This is a genomic window from Pseudomonas sp. FG-3G, from assembly GCF_901007645.1.
Lineage (GTDB): Bacteria > Pseudomonadota > Gammaproteobacteria > Pseudomonadales > Pseudomonadaceae > Aquipseudomonas > Aquipseudomonas rhizophila.
This window is the reverse complement of the sequence record NZ_CAAKGZ010000025.1, coordinates 318,038-343,081: the sequence shown is the minus strand read 5'-3', so window position 1 is coordinate 343,081 and position 25,044 is coordinate 318,038. Positions and strand designations below refer to the sequence as shown.

The 25,044-nt window shown below is 59.3% G+C and carries 23 protein-coding genes; all 23 read left to right on the top strand.

What is annotated here, in order from left to right; all coding sequences use genetic code 11:
- The first annotated feature begins 38 nt into the window (after nucleotides 1-38).
- The 23 genes from rfbF to PSEUDOMOFG3G_RS18765 all read left to right on the top strand — a co-directional run bounded on the left by rfbF (nucleotide 39) and on the right by PSEUDOMOFG3G_RS18765 (nucleotide 24,939).
- Nucleotides 39-812, top strand: a complete 774-nt coding sequence (gene rfbF / locus PSEUDOMOFG3G_RS18875; RefSeq protein WP_139050834.1) for a glucose-1-phosphate cytidylyltransferase — start codon at nucleotides 39-41, stop codon at nucleotides 810-812.
- Nucleotides 794-1,876, top strand: a complete 1,083-nt coding sequence (rfbG, locus tag PSEUDOMOFG3G_RS18870) for a CDP-glucose 4,6-dehydratase (RefSeq protein ID WP_139050833.1) — start codon at nucleotides 794-796, stop codon at nucleotides 1,874-1,876. Before rfbF ends, rfbG begins: the two co-directional genes overlap by 19 nt.
- Nucleotides 1,873-2,433 (top strand): dTDP-4-dehydrorhamnose 3,5-epimerase family protein, encoded by a 561-nt coding sequence (locus PSEUDOMOFG3G_RS18865; RefSeq protein WP_139050832.1) that lies wholly within the window; start codon nucleotides 1,873-1,875, stop codon nucleotides 2,431-2,433. Before rfbG ends, PSEUDOMOFG3G_RS18865 begins: the two co-directional genes overlap by 4 nt.
- Nucleotides 2,430-3,656 (top strand): class I SAM-dependent methyltransferase, encoded by a 1,227-nt coding sequence (locus tag PSEUDOMOFG3G_RS18860; protein ID WP_139050831.1) that lies wholly within the window; start codon nucleotides 2,430-2,432, stop codon nucleotides 3,654-3,656. The genes PSEUDOMOFG3G_RS18865 and PSEUDOMOFG3G_RS18860 overlap by 4 nt, the downstream gene beginning before the upstream one ends.
- Entirely contained in the window at nucleotides 3,653-4,510 is an 858-nt protein-coding gene (locus PSEUDOMOFG3G_RS18855; RefSeq protein ID WP_139050830.1) for an NAD(P)-dependent oxidoreductase, read from the top strand. The genes PSEUDOMOFG3G_RS18860 and PSEUDOMOFG3G_RS18855 overlap by 4 nt, the downstream gene beginning before the upstream one ends.
- On the top strand, nucleotides 4,500-5,570 hold the full coding sequence (locus PSEUDOMOFG3G_RS18850; RefSeq protein WP_139050829.1) for a class I SAM-dependent methyltransferase: 1,071 nt from the start codon (nucleotides 4,500-4,502) through the stop codon (nucleotides 5,568-5,570). The genes PSEUDOMOFG3G_RS18855 and PSEUDOMOFG3G_RS18850 overlap by 11 nt, the downstream gene beginning before the upstream one ends.
- Nucleotides 5,571-5,585: 15 nt before the next feature.
- The gene (locus tag PSEUDOMOFG3G_RS18845) at nucleotides 5,586-6,323 is read left to right on the top strand and encodes a cephalosporin hydroxylase family protein (RefSeq protein WP_139050828.1); all 738 of its coding nucleotides are present in this window, start codon (nucleotides 5,586-5,588) and stop codon (nucleotides 6,321-6,323) included.
- A gap of 50 nt (nucleotides 6,324-6,373) precedes the next feature.
- Nucleotides 6,374-9,307, top strand: coding sequence for a TIGR00180 family glycosyltransferase (locus PSEUDOMOFG3G_RS18840; RefSeq protein ID WP_139050827.1), 2,934 nt, complete (start codon nucleotides 6,374-6,376; stop codon nucleotides 9,305-9,307).
- 104 nt (nucleotides 9,308-9,411) lie between these two features.
- Nucleotides 9,412-10,581, top strand: a complete 1,170-nt coding sequence (pseC, locus tag PSEUDOMOFG3G_RS18835; RefSeq protein WP_139050826.1) for a UDP-4-amino-4,6-dideoxy-N-acetyl-beta-L-altrosamine transaminase — start codon at nucleotides 9,412-9,414, stop codon at nucleotides 10,579-10,581.
- Between the two features lie 88 nt (nucleotides 10,582-10,669).
- A complete protein-coding gene (gene pseF / locus PSEUDOMOFG3G_RS18830) occupies nucleotides 10,670-11,371 on the top strand; it encodes a pseudaminic acid cytidylyltransferase (RefSeq protein ID WP_139050825.1) in 702 nt (233 codons plus the stop codon).
- Entirely contained in the window at nucleotides 11,368-12,873 is a 1,506-nt protein-coding gene (pseG, locus tag PSEUDOMOFG3G_RS18825; protein WP_139050824.1) for a UDP-2,4-diacetamido-2,4,6-trideoxy-beta-L-altropyranose hydrolase, read from the top strand. Before pseF ends, pseG begins: the two co-directional genes overlap by 4 nt.
- A complete protein-coding gene (gene pseI, locus PSEUDOMOFG3G_RS18820; RefSeq protein ID WP_139050823.1) occupies nucleotides 12,866-13,918 on the top strand; it encodes a pseudaminic acid synthase in 1,053 nt (350 codons plus the stop codon). The genes pseG and pseI overlap by 8 nt, the downstream gene beginning before the upstream one ends.
- A 196-nt stretch (nucleotides 13,919-14,114) precedes the next feature.
- Entirely contained in the window at nucleotides 14,115-15,041 is a 927-nt protein-coding gene (locus PSEUDOMOFG3G_RS18815) for a ketoacyl-ACP synthase III (RefSeq protein WP_047226235.1), read from the top strand.
- Nucleotides 15,042-15,125: 84 nt separating this feature from the next.
- Nucleotides 15,126-16,418, top strand: a complete 1,293-nt coding sequence (locus PSEUDOMOFG3G_RS18810; RefSeq protein ID WP_139050822.1) for a motility associated factor glycosyltransferase family protein — start codon at nucleotides 15,126-15,128, stop codon at nucleotides 16,416-16,418.
- Nucleotides 16,415-16,684: a hypothetical protein gene (locus PSEUDOMOFG3G_RS18805; RefSeq protein WP_139050821.1), complete on the top strand. Its 270-nt coding sequence runs from the start codon at nucleotides 16,415-16,417 to the stop codon at nucleotides 16,682-16,684. Before PSEUDOMOFG3G_RS18810 ends, PSEUDOMOFG3G_RS18805 begins: the two co-directional genes overlap by 4 nt.
- Before the next feature lie 253 nt (nucleotides 16,685-16,937).
- A complete protein-coding gene (locus PSEUDOMOFG3G_RS18800) occupies nucleotides 16,938-17,789 on the top strand; it encodes a flagellin domain-containing protein (protein WP_139050820.1) in 852 nt (283 codons plus the stop codon).
- Nucleotides 17,790-17,861: 72 nt separating this feature from the next.
- Nucleotides 17,862-18,227, top strand: coding sequence for a flagellar protein FlaG (locus PSEUDOMOFG3G_RS18795; protein ID WP_047226239.1), 366 nt, complete (start codon nucleotides 17,862-17,864; stop codon nucleotides 18,225-18,227).
- 80 nt (nucleotides 18,228-18,307) lie between these two features.
- Nucleotides 18,308-19,744, top strand: coding sequence for a flagellar filament capping protein FliD (gene fliD, locus PSEUDOMOFG3G_RS18790; protein ID WP_139050819.1), 1,437 nt, complete (start codon nucleotides 18,308-18,310; stop codon nucleotides 19,742-19,744).
- 132 nt (nucleotides 19,745-19,876) lie between these two features.
- Nucleotides 19,877-20,272 carry a flagellar export chaperone FliS gene (gene fliS, locus PSEUDOMOFG3G_RS18785; RefSeq protein WP_047226241.1) on the top strand — a complete coding sequence of 132 codons (396 nt, stop codon included), beginning with the start codon at nucleotides 19,877-19,879 and terminating at the stop codon, nucleotides 20,270-20,272.
- An 11-nt stretch (nucleotides 20,273-20,283) separates the two neighbouring features.
- The gene (locus PSEUDOMOFG3G_RS18780; RefSeq protein WP_047226242.1) at nucleotides 20,284-20,580 is read left to right on the top strand and encodes a hypothetical protein; all 297 of its coding nucleotides are present in this window, start codon (nucleotides 20,284-20,286) and stop codon (nucleotides 20,578-20,580) included.
- 169 nt (nucleotides 20,581-20,749) lie between these two features.
- Nucleotides 20,750-22,225, top strand: a complete 1,476-nt coding sequence (locus tag PSEUDOMOFG3G_RS18775; RefSeq protein WP_047226243.1) for a sigma-54 dependent transcriptional regulator — start codon at nucleotides 20,750-20,752, stop codon at nucleotides 22,223-22,225.
- A gap of 111 nt (nucleotides 22,226-22,336) precedes the next feature.
- On the top strand, nucleotides 22,337-23,545 hold the full coding sequence (locus PSEUDOMOFG3G_RS18770) for a PAS domain-containing sensor histidine kinase (protein WP_076385832.1): 1,209 nt from the start codon (nucleotides 22,337-22,339) through the stop codon (nucleotides 23,543-23,545).
- Between the two features lie 5 nt (nucleotides 23,546-23,550).
- Nucleotides 23,551-24,939, top strand: coding sequence for a sigma-54 dependent transcriptional regulator (locus PSEUDOMOFG3G_RS18765; protein ID WP_047226245.1), 1,389 nt, complete (start codon nucleotides 23,551-23,553; stop codon nucleotides 24,937-24,939).
- Nucleotides 24,940-25,044 lie beyond the last annotated feature (105 nt).

The window sequence follows — 25,044 nt, the reverse complement described above, 5'->3', positions numbered from 1 at the left end:
CGCTTGGCCGAGCCCGGTGATGGACAAGAGGGGAGACGATGAAGGCAGTTATCTTGGCAGGTGGTCTCGGCACGCGGATCAGCGAGGAGTCGCACCTCAAGCCAAAACCGATGATCGAAATCGGTGGCAAGCCAATTCTTTGGCACATCATGAAGCAGTATTCCGCTCATGGAATCCACGACTTCGTCATTTGCCTGGGCTACAAGGGCTACGCCATCAAGGATTTCTTCGCCAACTACTTCCTGCACACCTCCGATGTCACGTTCGACATGTGCAACAACCGCATGGACGTTCACCAGAACTACAGCGAGCCGTGGCGCGTGACCTTGATCGACACCGGTGAAGACACCATGACCGGCGGCCGGCTGCGGCGGGCGGCGCGTTATCTGGAAAACGAAGAGGCGTTTTGCTTTACCTATGGCGACGGCGTCTCGGACCTCAACATCGGTGCGCTGGTGGATTTTCACCTGGCGCACGGCAAGCTCGCCACGGTGACGGCAGTCCAGCCTCCTGGACGTTACGGTGCGCTGGAGCGCGACGGCGATAGCGTCCTGGGTTTCACCGAAAAACCTCGGGGTGACGGTGGCTGGATCAACGGTGGTTTTTTTGTCCTCTCGCCGAAGGTCCTGCCCTATATCGCTGACGACCAGACTTCCTGGGAGGCCGAGCCGCTGGCAGCGTTGGCAACGCAACAGCAACTGCAGGCGTTCCAGCACGACGGTTTCTGGCACCCGATGGACACCCTGCGCGATAAAAATCATCTTGAGGCCCTGTGGCAAAGCGGGGAGGCCCCATGGAAACAATGGGGTTGAGCCCGGAGTTCTGGCGCGGCAAGCGGGTGCTGGTCACCGGCCACACCGGTTTCAAGGGCAGTTGGCTGGCGCTGTGGCTGCAAAGCCTGGGCGCTCGGGTCAGCGGTTTTTCCCTGGATCCGGCCACCGAGCCCAACCTGTTCGAGCTGGCAAGGGTGGGCGAGGGCATCGATGATCGGCGCGGTGATTTGCGCGACCTCGGCGCGTTGCTGGAAGTGCTCGCCGACGTGCAGCCGCAGATCGTCCTGCACCTGGCGGCTCAACCATTGGTACGCGAGGGTTATCGCGATCCGCTGGGCACTTATTCCAGTAACGTCATGGGCACCCTGAACCTGCTCGAAGCGGTCCGCCAGATCGGCGGCGTGCGTGCCTGTGTCCTGGTCACTACCGATAAGGTCTACGCCAATCAGGAATGGCTGTGGCCCTACCGCGAAAACGAAGCCCTGGGTGGCCACGATCCTTACAGCAGCAGTAAGGCCTGCTGCGAGTTGCTGGCGCAGTCTTATGCCGCCTCGTTTTTCTCCGCCGATCGTTACGCCGAACACGGCCTGGCCCTGGCCACGGCCCGGGCTGGAAACGTACTGGGTGGCGGTGATTTTGCCCCTGAGCGGCTGATTCCAGACGTGCTCAAGGCCTGGTCGGCGGACGAACCGGTGACGCTGCGTTATCCCCAGGCCGTACGCCCCTGGCAGCACGCCCTGGAGCCGTTGGCCGGTTACCTGCAATTGGCCGCGCGCCTCTATGAGCAAGGCCCGGAGTTTGCCGGTGCCTGGAACTTTGGCCCCGGCGAGGCCGACATGTGCAGCGTCGGCGAAGTCGTCCAGTTGCTCGCCGAACGCTGGCCGCTGGCGCCGGGCCTGCGGATCGAAGCGAGTGATTTGCATGAAGCCGGCCTGTTGCGCCTGGACAGCAGCCGCGCCCGACAGTTGCTGGGTTGGCAGCCGCGTTGGTCGTTGCAGCAGTGTCTTGCCCAGACTCTCGATTGGCATTTGGCGTGGCAGAACGGCGATGACATGCGCCAGGTCACCCTCGGCCAATTGAACCTGTACCGAGGCGCGGTGTGAGCGAGTTTTTGTTAAAGGCATTGCCTCTTGCCGGACTGTTCAGCGTCCAGCACAAACGCTTCGAAGACCAGCGCGGGCATTTTGCCCGGCTGTTCTGCGAGGGCAGTCTGAGCGCGTTCGGCCAACCGTTTCATATCCGTCAGATCAACCATTCCTGCACCCGCGAGCGAGGTAGCGTACGGGGTCTGCATTACCAGAGCGCGGCGCAACCGGAGGCCAAATTGATCGCTTGCCTGCGCGGTGAGGTCTGGGATGTGGCGGTGGATTTGCGTCCCGATTCCGACACTTTCCTGCGCTGGCATGCCGAGCATTTAACGGCGGGTGACGGCCGCAGCCTGTTGATCCCGGCCGGGTTTGCCCATGGGTTCCAGACCCTGACCGACGATGCCGAGCTCCTGTATCTGCACAGTGCCGATTACGCCCCGGAGCATGAGGGTGGCGTATCGGTCAATGATCCGCGGCTGGCGATTGCCTGGCCGCTGCCTGTCAATAATCTGTCGATGCGGGACAGCAGCCATCCCTTGCTCGACGAGCATTTCGCTGGAGTGCGTGTATGAATTGCCGAGGTTGCGGGACTGCCCTGGTGTTGCCACTGATTGACCTTGGCACGTCGCCGCCGTCCAACGCATACGTGCGGGCCGACCAACTGGAGCAGGCCGAGCAGTGGGTGCCGCTCAAGGTTGCGGTATGCCAGCAGTGCTGGCTGGTACAGACCGAGGATTACACCCGCGCCGACAGTCTGTTCGATGCCGACTACGCCTATTTCAGTTCGTTCTCCAGTACCTGGCTGGCCCATGCCGAGCGCTATGTGGCCGAGATGGTCGAACGCTTCGATTTGACCTCGGACAGCCGCGTGGTGGAGATTGCCGCCAACGACGGTTACCTGTTGCAGTACGTGGCCAAGCGCGGCATTGCGTGCCTGGGCGTCGAGCCGACCCGCAGCACCGCCGAGGCGGCTCGTGAAAAAGGTCTGGAAATTCGCGAGCTGTTCTTTGGCCGCGATACCGCGTCGCAACTCATGGGTGAGGGTTGGGCAGCCGACCTGATGGCGGCCAATAACGTGCTCGCCCATGTGCCGGACATCAATGATTTCCTCGCCGGTTTCGCCACGCTGCTGAAGCCGACGGGCGTCGCGACGTTTGAGTTTCCGCAATTGCTCACGCTGATGGCCGGGCAGCAGTTCGACACCCTGTATCACGAACATTTTTCCTACCTGTCGCTGACGGCCGTGCAAGCACTGTGCGAGCGCAACGGGCTGGAAGTATTCGATGTCAGCCAACTGTCGACCCACGGCGGTTCGTTGCGGGTGTTCGTCCAGCGCGCCGATGGCGAGCGTCGTCCGGTGCTGGCCACGGTGCAACAGCAATTGCAGGCTGAGCTATCCGCAGGCGTGAAAACCTCTGCGTATTACGCCACTTTGGCGCCGGCCGCTGAGGCCATCAAGCATGGTTTGCTGCGCTTCCTGTTGCAGGCCAAGGCTGATGGCAAGCATGTAGTCGGTTATGGCGCGGCCGCCAAAGGTAATACGTTGCTCAACTATGCCGGGGTCAAACCCGACCTGCTGGCATGGGTAGCCGATGCCAATCCGCACAAACAGGGCAAGTACCTGCCGGGCAGCAGAATCCCAGTGGTGTCGCCCGAGCGTATCGCGCGGGAGAAACCCGATTACGTCCTTGTCCTGCCCTGGAACCTGTTGAGCGAAGTCAGCCAGCAGTTGGCCGAGGTTCGTCAATGGGGTGGGCAGTTCGTGATCGCCGTGCCTGAGTTGACGGTGCTATGAAGGTCCTGGTGACTGGCGCTTCGGGGTTCGTCGGCCGTCATCTGGTCCAGGCGTTGCTAGCGCGTGGCTGTGAGGTAAGGGCCGTTGCCCGTCGGGTCGAACCGGCGAGAGCATTGCCTTGGTTCGACCAGGTCGAGTTCGTGGCGGCTGATGTCCACGACGAGGCGCTGGACGTCGCGGCGCTGGTCGAAGGGGTCGATGCGTTAGCGCACCTGGCCTGGCCTGGGTTGCCGAATTACCAGGCATTGTTTCATTTCGAACACAACTTGATGGCTGATTATCGCTTCATCAAAAAGGCAGTCGAGGCAGGCACCTCCCAAGTGCTGGTCACTGGCACCTGTTTCGAATACGGCCTGCAAAGCGGGCCGCTCGACGAGCAGACTGCGCCGCAACCGGCCAATCCTTACGGATTGGCGAAAAATACTTTGCGCCTGTTTCTCGAACACCTGCAACGCGAGCATCCCTTTACCTTGCAGTGGGCCCGCTTGTTCTACCTGCATGGCGCTGGCCAGAACCCCAACAGCTTGTTGGCGGCGCTGGACCGGGCCATCGATACACAAGCAGCGGTATTCGATATGTCCGGGGGTGAACAGTTGCGCGATTACCTGCCGATCGAGACTGCGGCCGCCCATTTGGCTGGCCTGCTGCTGCGGCGCCGATTTAATGGCGTGGTCAATTGTTCCAGCGGCAAACCGGTGTCAGTGCGCGCGCTGGTGGAAGCACACCTGCGCGAGCGTGGTGCCGCCCTTCGCCTGAACCTGGGCCATTATCCTTACCCGACTCACGAACCCATGGCGTTCTGGGGCGTGGCTGACCGTTTGCAAACCTTATTGGGAGCCGCACATGACGCGTGAGCTGTACCGGGCTACCGGTCTTCCGGTGCTGCAAAACCGGACCTTCGCCGATGAGCAGTCGGCCAAAGCGTCGGCGTGTGCCGATATGGTACTCGTCCAAGACGAAGTGAGCGGGTTGGTCTTCAACCAGGCATTCGATGCCGACAAGCTCAGCTACGACAGTGATTATCAGAACGAACAGGCCCACTCGGCTCAGTTCCAGCGGCACCTGTCTGAGGTAGAAGGCATCATTGCCCGGCACTTCAGCGCTCAGGAGCTGATCGAGGTCGGTTGTGGCAAGGGCTATTTCCTGGAACTGCTCAAGCAGCGTGGCTACGCCATCACGGGCATCGACCCGGCCTACGAGGGCGATAACGCCGATGTGATCAAGGCGCCGTTCACTCGTGACCTGGGCCTGTCGGCCGACGCGGTGGTGCTTCGTCATGTGCTTGAGCACATCCAGGACCCGCTGAGCTTTCTCACCGAAATCGCAGCGGCCAATCAGGGCGGCCAGATCTACATCGAAGTGCCATGCCTGGACTGGATCCTGGAGCATCGCGCCTGGTTCGACCTGTTCTACGAGCATGTCAATTATTTCCGCCTCGATGACCTGCGCCGAATGTTCGGCACGGTGCATGAAGCCGGACATCTGTTCGGCGGCCAGTACCTGTACATCGTGGCTGACCTGGCTACGTTGCGCCTGACGCCGGAAGAACCCGCGGTGGAACTTGCGTTGCCGGACGGCTTCACTGCCAGTCTCGGGCGCGCGGTGCAGATTATCCAGGCTGCGCCGCAGCAGGGCTCGGCGATCTGGGGGGCTTCGTCCAAAGGTGTGATCTATTCGCTGTTCCTGCAACGCGCTGGTGTTGCGGTGGACTGCGTGGTGGATATCAACCCGGCCAAGCAGGGACGGTATCTGCCCTTGAGTGGCGCACGTGTCTGCTCACCGGATGAGGCGATGGATACCTTGCCTGAAGGGGCGCACGTGTTTGTGATGAATTCCAATTACCTTGAAGAGATCAAGCGGATGACCGGTGGGCGTTACGTCTACCACGCCGTTGACAGTGCTTCGTTCCAATAACCACGAGATTCGAACATGACCGACAACACGATCCATAAAGCCTTCGAAGCCCAATGCCAGACCGAAATCGCCGGTCAAGGCCAAGACCAGAAACTCGTTGGCCTGGCCAAAGAGTTCTTCAACGAATCGGCCCGTCACAAGTACAGCTACCATTTTTCCTGGATGGGCCGCCCCATCATCCAGTTGCCGCAGGACATGATGGCCATGCAGGAACTGATCTGGCAGATCAAGCCTGACCTGATCATCGAGTGCGGCATCGCCCACGGCGGTTCGATCATCTACTACGCCTCGTTGCTGGAACTGCAAGGCCACGGTGAAGTGCTGGGCATCGACCTGGATATCCGCCCGCATAACCGTGAAGCCATCGAAAACCACCCGATGAGCAAACGCATCTCGATGATCGAGGGTTCGAGCATCGATGCGGCTATCGCCGAGCAGGTCCATGCAGCGGCCAAAGGCAAGAAAGTCATCCTGGTGCTCGATTCCAACCACACCCACGACCATGTGCTCGAAGAACTGCGTCTGTACGCGCCGCTGGTTTCGGTAGGCAGCTATTGCGTGGTGATGGACACCGTGGTCGAGGACATGCCGGCGGACTTTTTCCCGGATCGTCCATGGGGCCCGGGCGACAACCCGAAAACCGCGGTGTGGAAATACCTCGAGGAAAATGGCGATTTCGAAATTGACCGGCAGTTGCAGAACAAGCTGCTGATCACCGTCGCACCGGATGGCTATCTGCGCCGGGTTCGTTAATTCATCCGTATCAAATCATTGGCGTCTGGCAGGTTGTGGGGACAGGAAATATGCAGGTTCGAAACAATGCTCAAAGCAACGTGGCACCGCTGAACGAGCGGTTCACAGTGGTGGTGATCTCCCACAACCGCAGTGCGTTCCTGCGCCGGACATTGCATTACTACAGCGGTTATCCATGTTCGGTGCTGGTGCTTGATTCATCGGTCGAGCGCGATGAGCAAATTGCCCGGGACTTTCCCTCGGTCGATTACCGGCACTTGCCTCAGTTCACCTACAAGGGGCTGCAAGACAAGCTGGTGTACGGCGTCAATCAGGTCACGACGCCCTACATGGTGTTCGCCGCCGATGACGATTTCCTGCTGCGCGATGCCTTGACCGAATCGGTGGAGTTCCTCGAAGCCAACCCTGACTATGGCCTGTGCCATGGCTACGGGATCATGTATTTGTCCTGCGCCACAGAAGTCTGCTATTTCCGCCGTGATCGCAAGGTGCATGAGGACTACAACAGCGAACTGGCCGAGGACCGTGTGATTCGCTTCATGGATCAGTTCCTTCCGCCGTTCTACGCCGTGACCCGCACCGACCTGCTGCAGCAGTGGTACGGCATGCTGCCGCCAGGCACCAGTTTCGAATGGCAGGAAATCGGTCATACCTTTTACTTGCTGGCGTGCGCCAAGGCGCGGATCCTGCCGATTCCGTTCGCCGTGCGCGAACTCAACTACGGCGGTTCCGAACACAACACCAATGTGTTGACCGTGCTTAGCTACAAGGACGCCAAAAGCGTTGCCGAGCGGGAACAGTTCGCCGAGTTTCTCGCATCCGTGCCTACCCAGCTTACCGAGCAGGCTCCGGAGCGTATCAAACAGATTGCTTTGGACAGTTTTGCGGCCATGGCTGACTGCTTGCAGCAGGGGCGCTCACTCAAAGGTACACAGATCATTCGTTCCGCCTGGCTGGAAGCAGGGGGCGAGCCGATACGTTCGTTTGGCCCACAGCAGTTTGTCGAAATGCCATTTTATAATCAGAGGGTTTTCGATCTGCTGACCCAGTTTGAATTCCTGCTGCATGCAATGCCGGCCGGTCGCCTTCAGCTTCAGCAACTGGAAGGCATCCTGCTGCGCCAGCACGAATTGATGCAGGTGCAACCCAACGACAACGAACGCACGATACGCAGCCGCTTGTGGGAAGCCCAAGGTCTTTATGCGTTCAACCGTACCGTGGTCAAGCGCCTGGCCGAGTCGTTGAAGAACAGCGACGAGCCTGAAGAGGCGGTGAAATTGCAGGCCTGGCTCGAGCGTCTGGACTCGGTGCCGGGGCAGCAGGATCGCCGGTTACTGGAGAACATGCACTCTGGTCGCTTGTTGAGCTGGCTTGAAGCACGTAACCCTGATGAACAGCAACTCAAGTCCATCGCCGCCCACCTGGTCGAGCATCAGGGCGGGCCGCGGTTTGGCATCCTGTTGCTGGATCTGGACGCTGACATGTTCAAGTTGCAGGCCACCTTCGACAGCCTGGTCAACGGCCATTGCAAAGCATTCAACGTCGTGGTGTTCACCACGGGTGACTTGCCGGCGACCACCACCGTGCGTGACACCGTGCACTTCGTCAAAGTCAGCACCACCAATTACGTCGAGCGCATCAATCAGATCGTCGGGCAATCCACAGCCGACTGGCTGTTGCTGGCCGAAGCGGGTGACCAGTTCACCCAAAGCGGCCTGCTGCGCGCCAGTCTCGAACTGATCGGTGCCGAGGGCGTGCGCGCGGTGGCCATGGATGAAATCCAGCGCAAGGCCGATGGCGGCCTCACCGACGTATTCCGTCCGGGGGTCAACCTCGATCTGTTGCAATCGGTACCTTCGTTGATGGCGCGGCACTGGCTGATTCGCCGTGAGGTGCTGACCCAGGCCCGTGGCTTTACCGCGCAATACACCCAGGCCCTGGAACTGGACCTGCTGTTGCGCCTGATCGAGGACGAAGGGCTCAGCGGCCTGGCGCATCTGGCCGAGCCGTTGTTGATCTGCAACGCCCCGACGCAGGAAGAAAACCCTCAAGAGCGTCAGGTGTTGACCCGTCACTTGACTGCCCGGGGCTATCGCGCCCAGGTCACTTCGGCCCAGCCGCTGACCTACCAGATCGATTACCAGCACGCCGAACGGCCGCTGGTGTCGATCATCCTTGAGAGCCGCGACAACTTCGAACACATCCAACAGGCGTTGGTCAGCGTGCTGCAGCGTACCCGCTACCATCGTCATGAAATCGTGATTGCCGACAACCACAGCCAATCCGAAGACCTGATCCAGTGGCTGGATAGCCTGGAAGGCAAGGGCGACCGGATTAGCATCCTGCGCAGCGACCGGCGCTTGAGTACTTCGGCGTTGTACAACTGGGCCAGCGGCCAGGCCAAAGGTGACTATCTGGTGCTGCTGTCGGCCCAGGTGCAAGTGATCAATGCCAACTGGCTCGACAGTCTGCTCAACCAGGCCCAGCGGCCTGAAGTGGGGATCGTCGGCAGCAAACAGATGGACATCCGCGGTGTCACCACCCAGGCCGGTCTGGTGCTTAAACCCGACGGCCAGGTGGGCTCGGTGTTTGTTGGCGAACGCAAGGACGCCAAGGGCTACCTCAACGGTCATCAGGTGGAGCAGAGCTACTCGGCGGTGTCGGGCGCTTGCCTGATGATCCGCAAGGAGCTGTTCGAAGCCGTGGACGGCCTGGACGAGGAGCACTTCGCTGACGCGTTAGCCGATGTCGATCTGTGCCTGAAAGCGGCCGATGCGGGGTATCTCACCGTCTGGACCCCTCAGGCCCAGATGCTGCACCCCGGCACATTCGCCCAAGCGCCACAGGCTGCCGGCGCTCTGCAGGACAAATGGCAGGCGCGCTTTGAACACGACCCGGCCCGTAACCCCAATTTGGCCTTGACCGGCACCGGCTTTGCGCTGGGCACTGCTACGGTCGTGGACTGGGCGCGGTTGCTTGCATAGGCCTGGCTGTCAGGCAAAGGGACTCAAGGTATGCTCAACGACAAGCTGAAAGTTAACGAAACTCGCATGTGCTGGCTGGATACGTCTTGTGTTGAGTGCCAATTATGATGCCGTATCGGATTCCTTATGGCAGGCAAAGCATCAATCAGGCGGATATCGACGCTGTTATGGAAGTGCTTAATTCGCCTTGGCTGACACAAGGCCCCACTATTGAGCGCTTTGAGAAAGCCCTGGCCGATCATTGCCAAGCGAGTTATGCAGTCGCCGTTTGCAATGCCACTGCAGCTTTGCATATTGCCTGCCTTGCCGCAGGGTTGGGGCCAGGAGATCGCCTTTGGACGAGCCCCAATACCTTCGTAGCGTCGGCAAATTGCGGCCGCTATTGCGGGGCAGAGGTCGATTTCGTTGACATTGATCCGGGCACGCTCAACCTTGACGCGAATTTGCTGGCAGACAAGCTCGCAGCAGCTGAGGTAGCCGGAAAGCTGCCCAAGGTGGTAGTAGCTGTTGCATTTGCAGGGCAGAGTTGCGACATGCGGGCTATTTCGCAGTTGTCTGTGCGTTATGGATTCACGTTGATAGAGGATGCTGCTCACGGAGTAGGTGCCTCATACCTTGGACGACCGGTAGGCTGCGGCCAATACGCTGCGATGACCATCTTCAGTTTCCATCCTGTCAAAATCATCACCAGCGCCGAAGGCGGCATGGTACTCACTAATCATGCGGATCTTGCCGAACGCCTTCGACGATTGCGAAGCCATGGAATTACAGGTGATCCTGCGCAGATGAACCTGCCCGCCACTGGCCTATGGTATTACCAGCAGCTGGAGTTAGGCTTCAATTACCGAATGACCGACCTTCACGCCGCGCTGGGCTTGTCTCAACTGGCGCGTCTGGATGCTTTTGTTGCCAGGCGTCGTCAACTGGCTACACGTTATGAGGTGCTGTTGGCGGATGTAGCGGTCACCTTGCCAGCCATTCAACCGGGCGCCGAGTCCGCATGGCACCTTTATGTGGTGCGATTGCAGTTGGCTCAGATCAAATTGAGCCAGACACAAATTTTTGATGCCTTGAGAGCTGCGGGACTGGGTGTGAACTTGCACTACATTCCGGTACATCTACAGCCTTACTATCAAGCCCTGGGATTCAGACAGGGTGACTTTCCTGAAGCCGAGCGCTATTTCAGTGAGGCTCTCAGCTTGCCACTTTATCCTGACCTCACGGACGAACAGCAGGTTGAAGTGGTGGAGATTTTGAGGCGGGTGTTGGGTTGAACATGGGAAAAAGTCGGTCAAAAGCGATTTGTTCAAGGGGCCGGGGGCGACTTTTTTATGGCCAAAGAACGTCGTCGAGAAGTTTCACTTGAACGCCATCGCGATCATTCCCGCCCGGGGCGGCAGCAAGCGGATTGCGCGCAAAAACCTGAAGCTGTTCGCTGGCGTACCCATCATTGTCCACTCGATTCGCACGGCCCTGGCCTCGCGGCTGTTCGATGAGGTGATTGTCAGCACCGACGACGAAGAAATCGCCGAGCTGGCGCAGGTTCATGGCGCGCGGGTACCGTTCATGCGTCCGGGCGCGCTGGCTGATGATTTCACCGGGACGGCAGCGGTGATCGCCCATGCGGTGGGCGAGTTGCGCGAGCGGTCGTTCGATTTCGCCTGTTGTATCTATGCCACCGCGCCGCTGTTGCAGGCGCGGTTCCTGCGTGAGGGATTTGAGTTGTTACGCGAGCACCCCGACAAGTCGTTCGCGTTTTCAGTGACCGGTTTTGGTTTTCCCGTACAACGGGCCTTGACCCTGGATGAGCAGGGCGCGCTGACCCCGCTTTATCCGCAGTTTCGCGACACTCGCTCTCAGGACCTGCCGGAAGCTTTCCAGGATGCCGGCCAGTTTTATTGGGGGCGTCGGGAGGCCTGGTTGCGGGGTGACGTGCTGTTTTCTCCCAACAGCCTGCCGGTGATCCTGCCCCGCCATCTGGTGCAGGACATCGATACCCCTGAAGACTGGAAACGGGCCGAATACCTCTACGCCGCCTTGAAAGCAGGCGGGGAGCTGCAATGAGGGTACTGATTCGCGCGGACGCCTCGCCAACCATTGGCAGCGGGCACATTGCTCGCTGCCTGACGCTGGCTCGCGTGCTGCGCGGGCAGGGGGCGCACGTCGCGTTTGCCTGTCGCTCGCTGTCAGGGCATCGATTACAGGCACTAGAAACCGAGGGCTTTGAAACATTTGCCTTGCCGGATCTTTATCCCAGCGAGGACCCGCTGCAGGCGATCGAGTCGTTGCTGCCCTGGCAGGCGGATATCACTGCGTTGGAACAGGCCTTGAGCGCTCAGCAGCGTTTTGACTGGATCATCGTCGACCATTATGGCCTGGATCATCATTGGCAAACCGCCGCACGGCGCTTTGCGCCCCGGATCATGGCCCTGGACGACCTGGCAACACGCACCTATAGCGTCGATCTACTGCTCAATCAGAACCTGTCCGGCACCCGGGACGCGTACGCAGGGCTATTACCCGAGCACTGCCAGACACTGCTCGGGCCGCGGTACGCGTTGTTACGTGATGAGTTTTGTGGTCGGGCGATTGAGCCAAAACCCAATGTCAGACGGGTACTGGTCAACTTCGGCGGGTTTGATGCCGCGATGCAAACCCATCACGCCATGCAAGCGCTGGCGGATTTTCATGATCTTGACGTCGATTTTGTCGCCGGTGCCGACAACCCGGCCTGGGCTCAGATGCAGGCGATGGTGGCGACTCGGCCGCGCTGGCGGTTGCACAGTTTCGTGCGCAACTTTCATCAGCTCATGTTCGAGGCGGACCTGTTCGTCGGCGCCGGTGGAGGTACCAGTTGGGAGCGCGCCGCGATGGGCCTGCCTACGATTTGCATTGCGGTGTCGAACAATCAGCAGGCCAATGGCGAGGTGATGGCGACGTTCGGCGCACACGTTTATCTCGGACCTCGGGAGACGGTCAGCATCGAGCAGTTGCGCCAAGCCATCGGGTTCGTTGCGGACAATCACGGCATGCGCTGTAGTTTGGCCCAGCGCTCACGGCAATTGGTCGATGGCTTGGGCGCAAAAAGGGTCGCAGCGACGCTGGCCGGTGCTTTGCTGCGGATTCGCCCGGCCACGCAAGCCGACGCCCGGCTGCTTTTTGACGGACGTAACGCCGAGGCCGTGCGCCGCGTATCGCTGGATACGTCGATCATTGACTGGGACGGCCATTGCCAATGGCTGCAAGCAAGCCTGGTGAACGCACAGCGCCTGTTGCTGATCGGTGAAACCACGGACGGGCCCGTGGGCGCGTTACGTTATGACTTGCAAGGCACCGAGGCGCTGGTGTCGATTTATCTGTTCGAAAGTCGCCTGGGGCTGGGGTGGGGCAGGGCGCTGCTGGCCCATGGCGAAGCCTTTGCCAGCGCCCATTGGCCTCAACTGCGGACTCTCACCGCGCAAATACTGCCCGGTAATCAAGCATCCCTGAACCTGTTTCGGCAGGCCGGTTTTATTCAAAGTACCTGCGTGTTTACGCGTGTATTGAAGGATCACCCCCATGAGTAGTTTCAAGATCGGCCACCGCAGCATCGGGTCGCAGGTGCCACCGTTCATCATTGCCGAGATGAGCGGCAACCATAACCAGTCCTTGGACGTGGCGTTGCAGATCGTCGAGGCCGCCGCCCGGGCCGGTGCCCACGCCTTGAAGCTTCAAACCTACACCGCCGATACCATGACGCTGGATTTGAGCGAAGGTGAGTTCTTCATCAAGGACCCCAACAGCTTGTGGGCCGGGACCTCGCTTTATGACTTGTACGAAAAGGCTCATACACCGTGGGAATGGCATGCGCCGATTTTCGCCCGGGCCAAGGCGCTGGGCATGCTGGCGTTCTCGACGCCGTTTGACGAGACAGCCGTGGATTTCCTCGAGAGTCTGGAGGTGCCGGCCTACAAGATCGCCAGTTTCGAAAACACGGACCTGCCGCTGATCCGTCGGGTCGCCGCCACCGGCAAGCCGTTGATCATTTCCACCGGCATGGCCAGCATCGCAGAACTCGACGAAACCGTGCGTGCCGCCCGCCAAGCCGGCTGCAAGGATCTGGTGCTGCTCAAATGCACCAGCACCTATCCGGCCACGCCGGCCAACAGCAACGTGCGCACCATTGCTCATTTGCGAGAATTGTTCGGCTGTGAGGTGGGCTTGTCGGACCATTCCATGGGCGTCGGGGTGTCTGTCGCCGCCGTGGCGTTGGGCGCCACCGTGGTGGAAAAACATTTCACTCTTGACCGCGCCGCCGGCGGAGTGGACGCCAGTTTCTCGCTGGAACCGGCGGAACTCGCGGCGCTGGTGATCGAAACCGAGCGCGCCTGGCAGGCGCTTGGGCAGGTGCACTATGGCGTGACGGAGGCTGAGCGCAAGTCGCTGGTCTATCGTCGTTCGCTGTACGTGACGCAAGACATGAACCCTGGTGATGCGTTTACACCGCAGAACCTGCGGGCCATCCGCCCGGGTCTGGGACTGGCTCCCAAGCATGCGGACGCCGTGATGGGCCGGCACGCGCGCCAGGCGATCGCGCGGGGTACACCCCTGGCCTGGGCACTGGTTGAATAGCTTTGTGATCGAGCTAATCAGTAAAATCGCGTGACCTGTGAGTCATAACGCGCATCTTCACTGTATTGTATTGACCGGGAAGATGGCGCCTGGCCCTTATCAGGCCCAGTGATAGCCCTTTACACTTCCCGTTTGTCGGCGCCCCTCGAATCCTTGCGAGCGGTGGTATTGGGCTGTTTTTAATTGGGAAGCCGTAATGATTGGCATAAAAGGCATTGCGAGCTACGTTCCTGTAGCCGGCGTGGACAATTACGCACAAGGTGCGAAGTTCGACAAGGATGAAGAATTCATCCTGGGCAAGATCGGTTCCGCCTTCTTGCCGCGCAAGGATGACGGGCAGGAAACCTCGGACCTGTGTGTAGAAGCGGCCAATGCGCTGTTTGCCAACAATCCCGGACTGAAGCGCGAATCTGTCGATGTACTGATCGTCGTTACCCAGAACGGCGACGAAGAAGGCTTGCCTCATACGGCGGCCATCGTTCAGGACAAGCTCGGTTTGCCGACCACCGTGGCGGCGTTTGATATTTCCCTGGGCTGCTCGGGTTATGTCTATGGCATCTACGCCATCAAGGGCTTCATGGAAGCCGCCGGCCTGAAGAATGGCCTGCTGATAACGGCGGACCCGTATTCGAAAATCGTTGATCCAGAAGATCGCAACACCACGATGTTGTTTGGCGACGCCGCTACCGCTACCTGGATGGGCGAGGATGCACCGTGGCACCTGGGCAAGGCCAAGTTCGGCACGGACGGTTCCGGTGCGCCGCACCTGAAGGTCAGCGACGGGGTGTTCTTCATGAACGGTCGCCAAGTGTTCAATTTCGCCTTGATCAAGGTTCCGGCTCATTTGCATGAGTTGCTCGCCGATTCCGATCTGCAAGCCAGCGACATCGATGCGTTCTGCATTCACCAGGGCAGTGCGGCGATTGTCGATGCGGTGGCGCGGCGTTTCGAAGGCGAGCCGGAGAAGTTCATCAAGGATATGGTCGAGACCGGGAACACCGTGTCGTCGAGCATTCCATTGCTGCTGGAAAAGCACGTGCTCGATTCCGACTGGAAACGCGTGGCGTTAAGTGGTTTTGGCGTGGGCCTGTCCTGGGGGTCGGCGATCATTTATCGTCCTTGAGCCGTTAATGCCCGAGCACAAAAAATAGCGTCCAAGGTGTAACCTTGAACGCTATTTTTTTGCCTGATGGAAAAGCGAGACGCCATGAGCGAGTTCTTTGAGCGCAATTTTCAGGTGATCGAGCAACGCTGGCCGGCCGTGGCCCAGCGGCTGCTGCTGGAGAATGCCGGTGAGTTGCAGGCCGATCTGGTGGAGGGCCTGGGTTCGACCCTGAGCATCAACGGCATCCAGCTGACCAGCCGGCATGACCGTCTCGCCGAAGCTGATCTGCAAGCCGGCAGCCTGCCGCCAGACGCCACTGCGGTGCATGTCTATGGCACCGGGCTGGGGGATCTGCAAAACCGGCTGCTGGAGCAGGCAGAGGTTGAACGTCTGTACGTGCATATCCTCAATGGCTCAGTGTTCGCCCTTGTGTTGCAGTTGCTGGACCAGTCGTCATGGCTTGCTGACCCGCGTGTCGAAATGCTTTATGCCGGCGATCTGGCGGAGCTCCAGTTGCCGTTTTTCGCCCTGCCCGCCGAACTGGTGCTGGCCGACGATTTCAACGCGAAGATACGCGACCGGCTGATCAGTGAAACGCATCTGGCCTTCAACAACCGGGAATTCGACCCACGGGCTCCGGAGATCATCGAGCGTCTGCAATCCACCTTCGGTCTCGTGCAAAGGGATCGCGATGTCGCCGAGCTGTTTGGCACCCTCAATGGACGCGAAGTTTTTGTCATCGCCACCGGGCCAAGTCTCGAACAGCACTTCGAGCAGCTGCGCGGCTTGAATAGCCAAGCCGAGCGGCCGCTATTGATCTGTGTCGATACGGCTTATCGGCCCTTGATCACCCAGGGCATCCGACCGGATATCGTGGTAAGCATTGATCAACGCATTTCGGCGCGCCACCTTCCGCCCGAAGACACTGGTGCCATTGCACTGGTTTACCTGCCAATGGCGGACCCATCGGTGATTGAAGCCTGGCAGGGCCGCCGTTATGCCGGTTATTCCGCCAGCCCTGTCTATCATCAAATGCGCCAGCAACTGCCTCGGGGCGAGCTGTACGTAGGTGGCAGCGTGATTCATCCGGCCGTGGACCTGGCCGTCAGGATGGGCGCAGAGCAGGTCACTTTGTTCGGAGCCGATTTCGCTTTTCCCCATGACAAGACCCATGCGGGTTGGGGCGACGGCGACCTGGGGCCACAGTTGGACGCATCCAGGCACTGGGTGCTTGATGGCCATGGCCAGCGGGTCAAGACTCAGCTCAACTTCCGTAGCTATCTGTGTGAGCTGGAGCGATTTGTCGCCGGGCACCCTCAGGTGCGCTTTTATAACAGCAGTCGAGATGGAGCGATGATCGTGGGCACTGCTTTTCATCCGGAGTTTGTGCGATGAGCAGCCTTGAGGTGGTCATCGAAGACGCGCGCGGGTGTGCTCGGCTGTTTCGTCTTGGCCGCGATGTCGAGGCGGGGCTGGCGATGGTTGCAGTGGTCGAGGCGGCCCAGCCTTTTGTCGAGCTTATGCCAGGCGATGTCCAGTCATCGTGGGGCGGTTTGCTTGGCTTGATGTTCAACGATCAGCAGGCTCAGAACTGGCTTTCACTGGCGGACTATCTGGAGTTCGAGCTGGTTGACCTATTGACCGCTGGTCAGGCGGTTTAAGTCTTTTCTCCCTCAGCTAGGGCCGCCGCCTGGACGAGTGGCGGTTCCGGCATTTCCCTGTCGTCATTTTTTTACCTTCTGAGCGCTGCCAAGTCCTTGATTTACGAGGGGTGGCACCCTGATGGCAAATTATTTGAAAAAACAGCTAAAGCAAGTTCCGATTACGACGATAACTATTACGAAGGTTCTCTAGGCCACACCCGGCGGTTGCCAGGGCCGGAAGCCGCAGTACCCAACCAACGAGGAATTCGTCATGGCTTTAACAGTAAACACCAACGTCACATCGTTGAACGTTCAGAAGAACCTGAACCGGGCTTCCGATGCTCTGTCCACTTCGATGACCCGTCTGTCTTCCGGCCTGAAAATCAACAGCGCCAAAGATGACGCCGCCGGCCTGCAGATCGCTACCCGTATGACTTCGCAAATTCGCGGTCAGACTGTTGCGATCAAAAACGCCAACGACGGTATCTCCATCGCTCAGACCGCTGAAGGCGCTCTGCAGGAATCCACCAACATCCTGCAGCGTATGCGTGAACTGGCTGTCCAGGCTCGAAACGACTCCAACGGTACTGCTGACCGTGAAGCTCTGAACAAAGAATTTGCTCAGATGTCGGACGAACTGACCCGTATCGCCGAGTCGACCAACCTGAACGGCAAGAACCTGATCGACGGTTCCGCTGGCACCATGACTTTCCAGGTCGGCTCCAACACTGGTGCTACCAACCAGATCACTCTGACCTTGGATAGCGGCTTCGACGCTGCAACCTTGAGCGTTGACTCTGGTGCCATCGCCATCACCGGTAACAGTAGCGCCACTGCTGAAGCAAGCACTTCGGCTGCAATCGACGCAATCGACGCTGCTCTGGCAACCATCAACTCCAGCCGTGCTGACCTCGGTGCTGCACAAAACCGTCTGACCAGCACCATCTCCAACCTGCAGAACGTCAACGAAAACGCCGCTGCTGCACTGGGTCGTGTACAAGACACCGACTTCGCTGCTGAAACTGCCCAGCTGACCAAGCAGCAGACTCTGCAACAGGCTTCCACTTCGGTTCTGGCCCAGGCCAACCAACTGCCATCCGCTGTACTGAAGCTGCTTCAGTAATCGTCGGATGAGTTTTAGCGGGGGAGTGCGCTTGCGTACTCTCTCGCTTTTTCCGTTCAAGAGGTGATGGACATGGATATGAGCGTGAAGCTGAACTTGTCTTATCCAGCTGCGAAGCCGGCGACGACATTTGCCGACAAGCCAGTGGAGAAGCCTCGAGCCGATGCTGCCACCGTGGTACCGGTCAAGGATGAGCCAAAAGACGCTGAGGCCGAGCAGGAAAAGCTGAAGAGAGCGGTTCAGGAAATCGAAACCTTTGTTCAGTCGGTCAAGCGCAACCTGGAGTTCTCAATCGATGAGCCTTCAGGCAAAGTGGTCGTCAAAGTGATTGCCAGTGGTTCCGGTGAAGTGATTCGCCAGATCCCTAACGAAGAAGTGCTCAAACTGGCGAACAGTTTGAATGATGCAAGCAGCCTGTTGTTCAGCGCACAAGCCTGATAGCTGGCACGAATTTTGTTGTTTGGTTCTTTTGACGTTTAAAGGTCAAAAGACCGGCGGCACACTGAAGGGAGTCCCACATGGCAAGTCCAATTCTACCTGGCTTGGGTTTAGGCTCTGGCCTTGATACCGGTGCTATCGTCAAGGCATTGGTGGATTCTGACAAAGCAGCCAAGCAAGGTCAGATTGACCGTGCCACCAAGACCAATACGGCCAATATTTCGGGGATCGGCACCCTGAAGTCACTGTTGGCTACCTTCCAGTCCGCGCTTGAAAGCCTGGGCAGCACGACCACGCCTCAATTCACCGGTGTTTCTGCTACTTCGGCCAATACCAGTGCGCTGACGGTGACAGCCGGGAACTCGGCGGTAAGTGGTATCTACTCGGTCGACGTCACTCAGCTGGCAACCTCCTCCAAAGTTGCCACGGCGGCTTTTGCAGGTGGTGCTTCCAGTGCGGTGGAGACCGGTACGCTGACCATCAGTCAGGGCGGTACGGATTACACCCTTGATATCCCTGCTGATTCGACGCTGCAGTCGGTTCGGGACGCTATCAACAGCAAATACTCCTCCAGCGGTCTGACCGCCAACATCGTGACCGACAGTTTTGGTTCACGTCTTGTGGTGGGCTCGACTAAAACTGGTGCGGGTAACGATATTTCCCTCAGCGGTGTTGCCAGTCTTGCGGCTGACGGCTCTGTAGCGATGGCTACCCCCCCCACCGCGACTTCTTCAGGTTCTCTGGTGTTCGCACAGGATGCCGAGTTCAGCGTCGACGGCCTGGCGATGACCAGTCCGACCAACAAGTTGGATAACGTGGTCTCAGGCTTGAGTATGACGTTAGTCGTTGCCGATACCGGCCCGACGACCGTCACCGTTGCTGCCAATACCGACGGTCTGAAAGCTTCGATCCAGAAATTTGTCGATGCTTATAACGCGATCGCGAAGGCCGTGACTTCCCTGACCAAGCCATCGACAGATGCCGAAGGTAACTCGGTTCCGGCAGCATTGACCGGCGACTCATTGCCTCGTTCGCTTTTGGCGGCCATTCGCGCGCCTTTGTCCGAAACCGGTGCTGGCGATAAGCTGACCGTGTTGTCGCAGCTGGGTATTACCACCAATCAGACGACTGGTGCCCTGGATTTTGACAGTACAAAGTTTGCAACCGCTGTGAACGAAAAGCAGTTGGGTGGGGAAATCCAGACCCTGTTCACTGGGGAGAATGGCCTGATCGAGCGCATGCAGAATGCACTCAATCCCTACACGGAGACCAGTAAGAAGGACTCCAACGGGAAGACCGTGGATAACATCCTGACGGCTCGATCCAAGAACCTGGAAGTTCTCAAGGCGAAACTGAGCGAAGATCAGTTGGCCCTTGATCGCCGAATCGAGACCCTCACCGCGGTGCTGACCAAAAAGTACAACGACATGGACACCCTGGTGGGCAGGCTGAAAGCCACTGCCAGTAACATCACCTCGATGTTCGAAGCCATGACGGCACAGCAGAAAAACAGCTGATTCTGGTCGATACACAAAAGCCCGGTAGCGTCTCAGGACGCTCCGGGCTTTCGGCTTTTTCGATCTAAAGTTTTTTGACGCGGCGTCGATACGCTGTTTATACGAACCGAAGTTTTTTTGATGAGGTAGAACATGAATCCGATGTTAGCCCTTCGCCAATACCAGAAGATTGGCGCCCAGGCGCAAACCTCCGAAGCAAGTCCCCATCGTCTGGTGCAGATGCTGATGGAGGGCGGGCTGGACCGCATTGCCCAGGCCAAGGGTGCGATGGAGCGCAAGGATATCGCCAATAAAGGCGTACTGATCAGCAAGGCCATCGGCATCATTGGCGGTTTGCGTGAAGGCCTGGACCTGGAAAACCAGGCTGAGTCGGTCACCGAGCTGGATAGCCTCTATACCTACATGATGAAGCGCCTGGCCGAAGCCAACGCCAAGACTGATCCGAAGATCCTCGACGAAGTCGCCGATCTGCTGAGCACGGTCAAGGAAGGTTGGGATGCCATCGCCGTACCGGGTCCGCAATTCTAAGGAGCACGCTCATGAGTCTTGTCTTGCAGCGAATCGAACAAACCCGTGATGCCCTGGTCGGTGCCCTGGCCGAGCGCAACTGGGAGGCAATCGGTCAATTGGACCTGGCTTGCCGTTCCTGCATGGAAGACGTTCTGAGCGAGCCTGAGGTAGACGAGGCGGCGTTGCGGAGCAATCTTGAGGAGTTGCTGGGGGTCTATCGGCAGCTGCTGGAGGCGGCCACTGGCGAGCGTCAGGCGATTGTCGACGAGATGTCGCAGATCCATCAAGCGCAGAACGCGGCAAAGGTTTACCATCTGTTCGGTTAACGCTCAGTTAATCCGAACAAAGTGCGCCATAAATTTGACTGTGCACGGTTTTTTGACTTAACTAGTGGCTGTTTACAGATTTCAGGCGTCTACAGGCATGACAAGTCTGCAAGCGTCTAGCTTGCCCCCAAATTCCGGGCATTGAGTTGACTAGGGAAGTTGCTATTGCATGTGGCGTGAAACCAAAATTCTCCTGATCGATGACGATAGCGTCCGCCGCCGCGATTTGGCGGTGATCCTAAATTTTCTTGGTGAAGAAAATTTACCCTGCGGAAGCCATGACTGGCAGCAGGCCGTCGGCTCTTTGTCGTCCAGTCGTGAGGTCATTTGCGTTCTGATCGGAACCGTAAATGCACCCGCAACGCTTTTGGGCTTGCTAAAGACACTCTCAACCTGGGATGAGTTCCTTCCGGTTTTGTTAATGGGCGAAAATTCTTCCGTTGACTTGCCTGAGGACCAGCGCCGCCGGGTGCTTTCCACGTTGGAAATGCCACCCAGCTACAGCAAGTTGCTCGATTCGCTGCACCGCGCCCAGGTTTATCGCGAGATGTACGACCAGGCGCGCGAGCGCGGCCGGCATCGCGAGCCCAACCTTTTCCGTAGTCTTGTTGGCACCAGTCGGGCGATCCAGCATGTGCGCCAGATGATGCAGCAGGTCGCCGATACCGACGCCAGCGTGTTGATCCTGGGTGAGTCGGGCACCGGCAAGGAAGTGGTTGCGCGTAACCTGCACTACCATTCCAAGCGTCGCGAAGCGCCGTTCGTGCCGGTCAACTGCGGTGCGATTCCGGCCGAGTTGCTCGAGAGCGAACTGTTCGGACACGAGAAGGGAGCCTTCACCGGCGCCATCACCAGCCGGGCCGGGCGGTTCGAGCTGGCCAACGGGGGCACGCTGTTTCTCGATGAAATCGGTGATATGCCGTTACCGATGCAGGTCAAGTTGCTGCGAGTCTTGCAGGAACGCACCTTCGAGCGCGTGGGCAGCAACAAGACCCAGAGCGTCGATGTGCGAATCATCGCCGCGACCCACAAGAACCTCGAGAGCATGATCGAGGTGGGCAGTTTCCGCGAAGACCTCTATTACCGCCTCAATGTTTTCCCGATTGAAATGGCACCGCTGCGTGAGCGGGTCGAAGACATCCCGCTGCTGATGAACGAACTGATTTCGCGCATGGAGCACGAGAAGCGCGGCTCGATCCGTTTCAACTCGGCGGCAATCATGTCCCTGTGCCGCCACGGTTGGCCGGGTAACGTCCGTGAGCTGGCCAATCTGGTCGAGCGCATGGCGATCATGCATCCCTACGGTGTGATCGGCGTGGTCGAGTTGCCGAAGAAATTCCGTTATGTCGACGATGAAGACGAGCAAATGGTTGATAGCCTGCGCAGCGATCTGGAAGAGCGCGTGGCGATCAACGGCCATACGCCCGACTTCACCGCCAATGCCTTGCTGCCACCAGAAGGCCTTGACCTCAAGGATTATCTGGGAGGCCTGGAACAAGGCCTTATCCAGCAGGCCCTGGACGATGCCAACGGTATCGTGGCCCGCGCCGCCGAACGCCTGCGCATCCGTCGTACCACCCTGGTGGAGAAGATGCGCAAGTACGGCATGAGCCGTCGCGAAGGAGATGAACAGGCGGATGATTGACGCCTGTTTTCCAACCGCCTGATTTTTCAGGCGGTTTTTTTTCGGCACGGGTATTGCTACATCCCTCGCAACGTTCCGTTTAACTGACGGTCAGCCAAGCGAGAGAGCACGATGACCCAAGCCGCCCAGATCTCACCTGTCCCCGAGCCGGGGATCATGCCGTCCGCCGAGCAGGCAAGCCGGGTTGGACTTGAGCAGGCCTTTTCGCTGTTCGACCAGATGTCCAGCCGGTTGACCGATTCCTACAGCCTGCTCGAAGCTCGCGTCACTGAGCTCAAGGGCGAGCTGGCAGTGGTCAGTGCCCAGCGCATGCAGGAGCTGGCGGAAAAGGAACGGCTGGCTAATCGGCTGCAAAATCTCCTCGACCTGTTGCCCGGTGGCGTTATCGTCATCGATGCTCATGGGCGCGTGCGCGAAGCCAACCCGGCGGCCTGCGAGCTGCTTGGCCTGCCATTGGAGGGCGAGTTGTGGCGTCACGTCATCGCCCGCTGCTTCGCCCCACGTGAAGACGACGGCCATGAAGTGTCGCTCAAGGACGGTCGGCGCCTGTCCATCTCCACTCGTTCGCTGGACGCCGAGCCCGGGCAGCTCGTGTTGCTCAATGACCTGACTGAAACCCGTCACCTGCAAGATCAACTGGCCCGCCACGAACGCCTGTCTTCCCTGGGGCGGATGGTGGCCTCGCTGGCTCATCAGATTCGTACGCCGCTGTCGGCTGCTTTGCTGTACGCCAGTCATCTGACCGAGCAGCAACTGCCGGTGGAAACCCAGCAACGCTTCGCCGGGCGCTTGAAAGAGCGGCTGCACGAGCTGGAGCATCAGGTGCGCGACATGCTGGTGTTCGCTCGTGGCGAGTTGCCATTGACCGATCGCGTGACCCCCAAGGTCTTGCTGCAATCCTTGCAAGCCGCCGCATTGACTCACGTGCAGGACCTGCCAATTCGCTGGCAATGCGACAGCCATGATGGCGAGGTGTTGTGTAATCGCGACACCCTGGTGGGCGCAGTGTTGAACCTGATCGAAAACGCGGTCCAGGCCAGCGGCGGCGACGTCCGGCTGAAAGTGCACTTGTACACACGGGGCAACACCTTGCGCTTGTGTGTCAGTGACAGTGGTAGCGGCATCGAGCCAGCGGTGCTGGCGCGTTTGGGCGAACCCTTTTTTACCACCAAGACCACAGGCACGGGCTTGGGCCTGACCGTAGTCAAGGCAGTGGCGCGTGCCCATCAGGGAGAATTGCAACTGCGCTCGCGTCTGGGGCGTGGCACCTGTGCACTGGTGCTTTTGCCATTGTTTTCCAGTACGCCGGGAGTGGAGTGAAGGTCATGGCGATCAAGGTGTTACTGGTTGAGGATGACCGGGCCCTGCGTGAGGCGCTGGCCGATACCCTGGTGCTGGCCGGGCACGATTACACCGCCGTCGGTTCGGCGGAAGATGCTTTGCTGGCCGTGGCTCAAGAGACCTTCGGCCTGGTGGTCAGTGACGTCAACATGCCGGGCATGGATGGGCACCAGCTGCTTGGTTTGTTGCGCGCCCGCCAACCTCAATTGCCGGTCCTGCTGATGACTGCCCACGGTGCCGTCGAGCGCGCCGTGGATGCCATGCGCCAGGGGGCTGCGGATTATCTGGTCAAGCCGTTCGAGCCCAAGGCGCTGTTGGACCTGGTGGCCCGCCATGCCCTGGGCAGCCCTGCCGTCGAGGGTGAAGGCCCGGTCGCGATCGAACCGGCCAGTGCGCAGTTGCTGGCGTTGGCCGCGCGGGTGGCTCGCAGCGACTCCACTGTTTTGATTTCCGGCGAATCCGGCACCGGCAAGGAGGTGCTGGCGCGCTACATTCACCAGCAATCCCGGCGTGCCAGCGAACCGTTCATTGCCATCAACTGTGCGGCGATTCCCGACAATATGTTGGAGGCGACGCTGTTCGGTCACGAGAAGGGCTCGTTTACCGGCGCCATCTCGGCCCAGGCCGGCAAGTTCGAGCAGGCTGACGGTGGCACCATTCTGCTCGATGAAATTTCCGAAATGCCCCTTGGCCTGCAAGCCAAGCTGTTGCGCGTGTTACAGGAGCGGGAAGTGGAGCGGGTGGGTGCGCGCAAGCCTATCAGCCTGGATATCCGCGTGGTGGCGACCACCAACCGCGACCTGGCTGGCGAAGTGGCGGCAGGGCGTTTTCGCGAAGACCTTTACTACCGTCTGTCAGTATTTCCGCTGGCCTGGCGACCGTTGCGCGAGCGCACCGCCGATATCCTGCCGCTGGCCGAGCGTCTGCTGACCAAACACGTCAATAAAATGAAGCATGCGGCAGCCAGGCTGTCCCCCGAGGCCCAGGCGTTTCTGATCGCCTACCCTTGGCCTGGCAACGTACGGGAGCTGGATAACGCGATTCAGCGGGCATTGATTCTGCAGCAGGGCGGTCTGATCCAGCCGGAAGATTTTTGCCTGAGCGGTCCGGTGGCCTGCGCGCCATTGCCGGCCGTGTCAGCGGTCCCGGCGTTCGCCCCTCCGGCGGAAGTGGAGGGCGAATCGGCCGGTGCTTTGGGAGACGACCTGCGTCGTCGCGAATTCCAGATGATCATCGACACCCTGCGCGCCGAGCGCGGGCGTCGCAAGGAAGCGGCCGAGCGCCTGGGGATCAGCCCGCGCACCCTGCGCTACAAGCTGGCGCAAATGCGTGACGCCGGCATGGACGTCGAGGCCTACCTGTTCGCCAGTTGAGTGATGTGCACCGAATATCCCTTGTGGGAGCGGGCTTGCTCGCGAAAGCGATTTACCAGTCGCCGTTGCATTGACTGAACCACCGCCTTCGCGAGCAAGCCCGCT

Excerpts from the sequence above, each read along its gene's own strand:
- rfbF (WP_139050834.1), top strand. The coding sequence starts at position 39 with ATGAAGGCAGTTATCTTGGCAGGTGGTCTCGGCACGCGGATCAGCGAG.
- rfbG (WP_139050833.1), top strand. The coding sequence starts at position 794 with ATGGAAACAATGGGGTTGAGCCCGGAGTTCTGGCGCGGCAAGCGGGTG.
- PSEUDOMOFG3G_RS18860 (WP_139050831.1), top strand. The coding sequence starts at position 2,430 with ATGAATTGCCGAGGTTGCGGGACTGCCCTGGTGTTGCCACTGATTGAC.
- PSEUDOMOFG3G_RS18855 (WP_139050830.1), top strand. The coding sequence starts at position 3,653 with ATGAAGGTCCTGGTGACTGGCGCTTCGGGGTTCGTCGGCCGTCATCTG.
- PSEUDOMOFG3G_RS18850 (WP_139050829.1), top strand. The coding sequence starts at position 4,500 with ATGACGCGTGAGCTGTACCGGGCTACCGGTCTTCCGGTGCTGCAAAAC.
- PSEUDOMOFG3G_RS18845 (WP_139050828.1), top strand. The coding sequence starts at position 5,586 with ATGACCGACAACACGATCCATAAAGCCTTCGAAGCCCAATGCCAGACC.
- PSEUDOMOFG3G_RS18840 (WP_139050827.1), top strand. The coding sequence starts at position 6,374 with ATGCAGGTTCGAAACAATGCTCAAAGCAACGTGGCACCGCTGAACGAG.
- pseC (WP_139050826.1), top strand. The coding sequence starts at position 9,412 with ATGATGCCGTATCGGATTCCTTATGGCAGGCAAAGCATCAATCAGGCG.
- pseG (WP_139050824.1), top strand. The coding sequence starts at position 11,368 with ATGAGGGTACTGATTCGCGCGGACGCCTCGCCAACCATTGGCAGCGGG.
- pseI (WP_139050823.1), top strand. The coding sequence starts at position 12,866 with ATGAGTAGTTTCAAGATCGGCCACCGCAGCATCGGGTCGCAGGTGCCA.
- PSEUDOMOFG3G_RS18815 (WP_047226235.1), top strand. The coding sequence starts at position 14,115 with ATGATTGGCATAAAAGGCATTGCGAGCTACGTTCCTGTAGCCGGCGTG.
- PSEUDOMOFG3G_RS18810 (WP_139050822.1), top strand. The coding sequence starts at position 15,126 with ATGAGCGAGTTCTTTGAGCGCAATTTTCAGGTGATCGAGCAACGCTGG.
- PSEUDOMOFG3G_RS18805 (WP_139050821.1), top strand. The coding sequence starts at position 16,415 with ATGAGCAGCCTTGAGGTGGTCATCGAAGACGCGCGCGGGTGTGCTCGG.
- PSEUDOMOFG3G_RS18800 (WP_139050820.1), top strand. The coding sequence starts at position 16,938 with ATGGCTTTAACAGTAAACACCAACGTCACATCGTTGAACGTTCAGAAG.
- PSEUDOMOFG3G_RS18795 (WP_047226239.1), top strand. The coding sequence starts at position 17,862 with ATGGATATGAGCGTGAAGCTGAACTTGTCTTATCCAGCTGCGAAGCCG.
- fliD (WP_139050819.1), top strand. The coding sequence starts at position 18,308 with ATGGCAAGTCCAATTCTACCTGGCTTGGGTTTAGGCTCTGGCCTTGAT.
- fliS (WP_047226241.1), top strand. The coding sequence starts at position 19,877 with ATGAATCCGATGTTAGCCCTTCGCCAATACCAGAAGATTGGCGCCCAG.
- PSEUDOMOFG3G_RS18780 (WP_047226242.1), top strand. The coding sequence starts at position 20,284 with ATGAGTCTTGTCTTGCAGCGAATCGAACAAACCCGTGATGCCCTGGTC.
- PSEUDOMOFG3G_RS18775 (WP_047226243.1), top strand. The coding sequence starts at position 20,750 with ATGTGGCGTGAAACCAAAATTCTCCTGATCGATGACGATAGCGTCCGC.
- PSEUDOMOFG3G_RS18770 (WP_076385832.1), top strand. The coding sequence starts at position 22,337 with ATGACCCAAGCCGCCCAGATCTCACCTGTCCCCGAGCCGGGGATCATG.
- PSEUDOMOFG3G_RS18765 (WP_047226245.1), top strand. The coding sequence starts at position 23,551 with ATGGCGATCAAGGTGTTACTGGTTGAGGATGACCGGGCCCTGCGTGAG.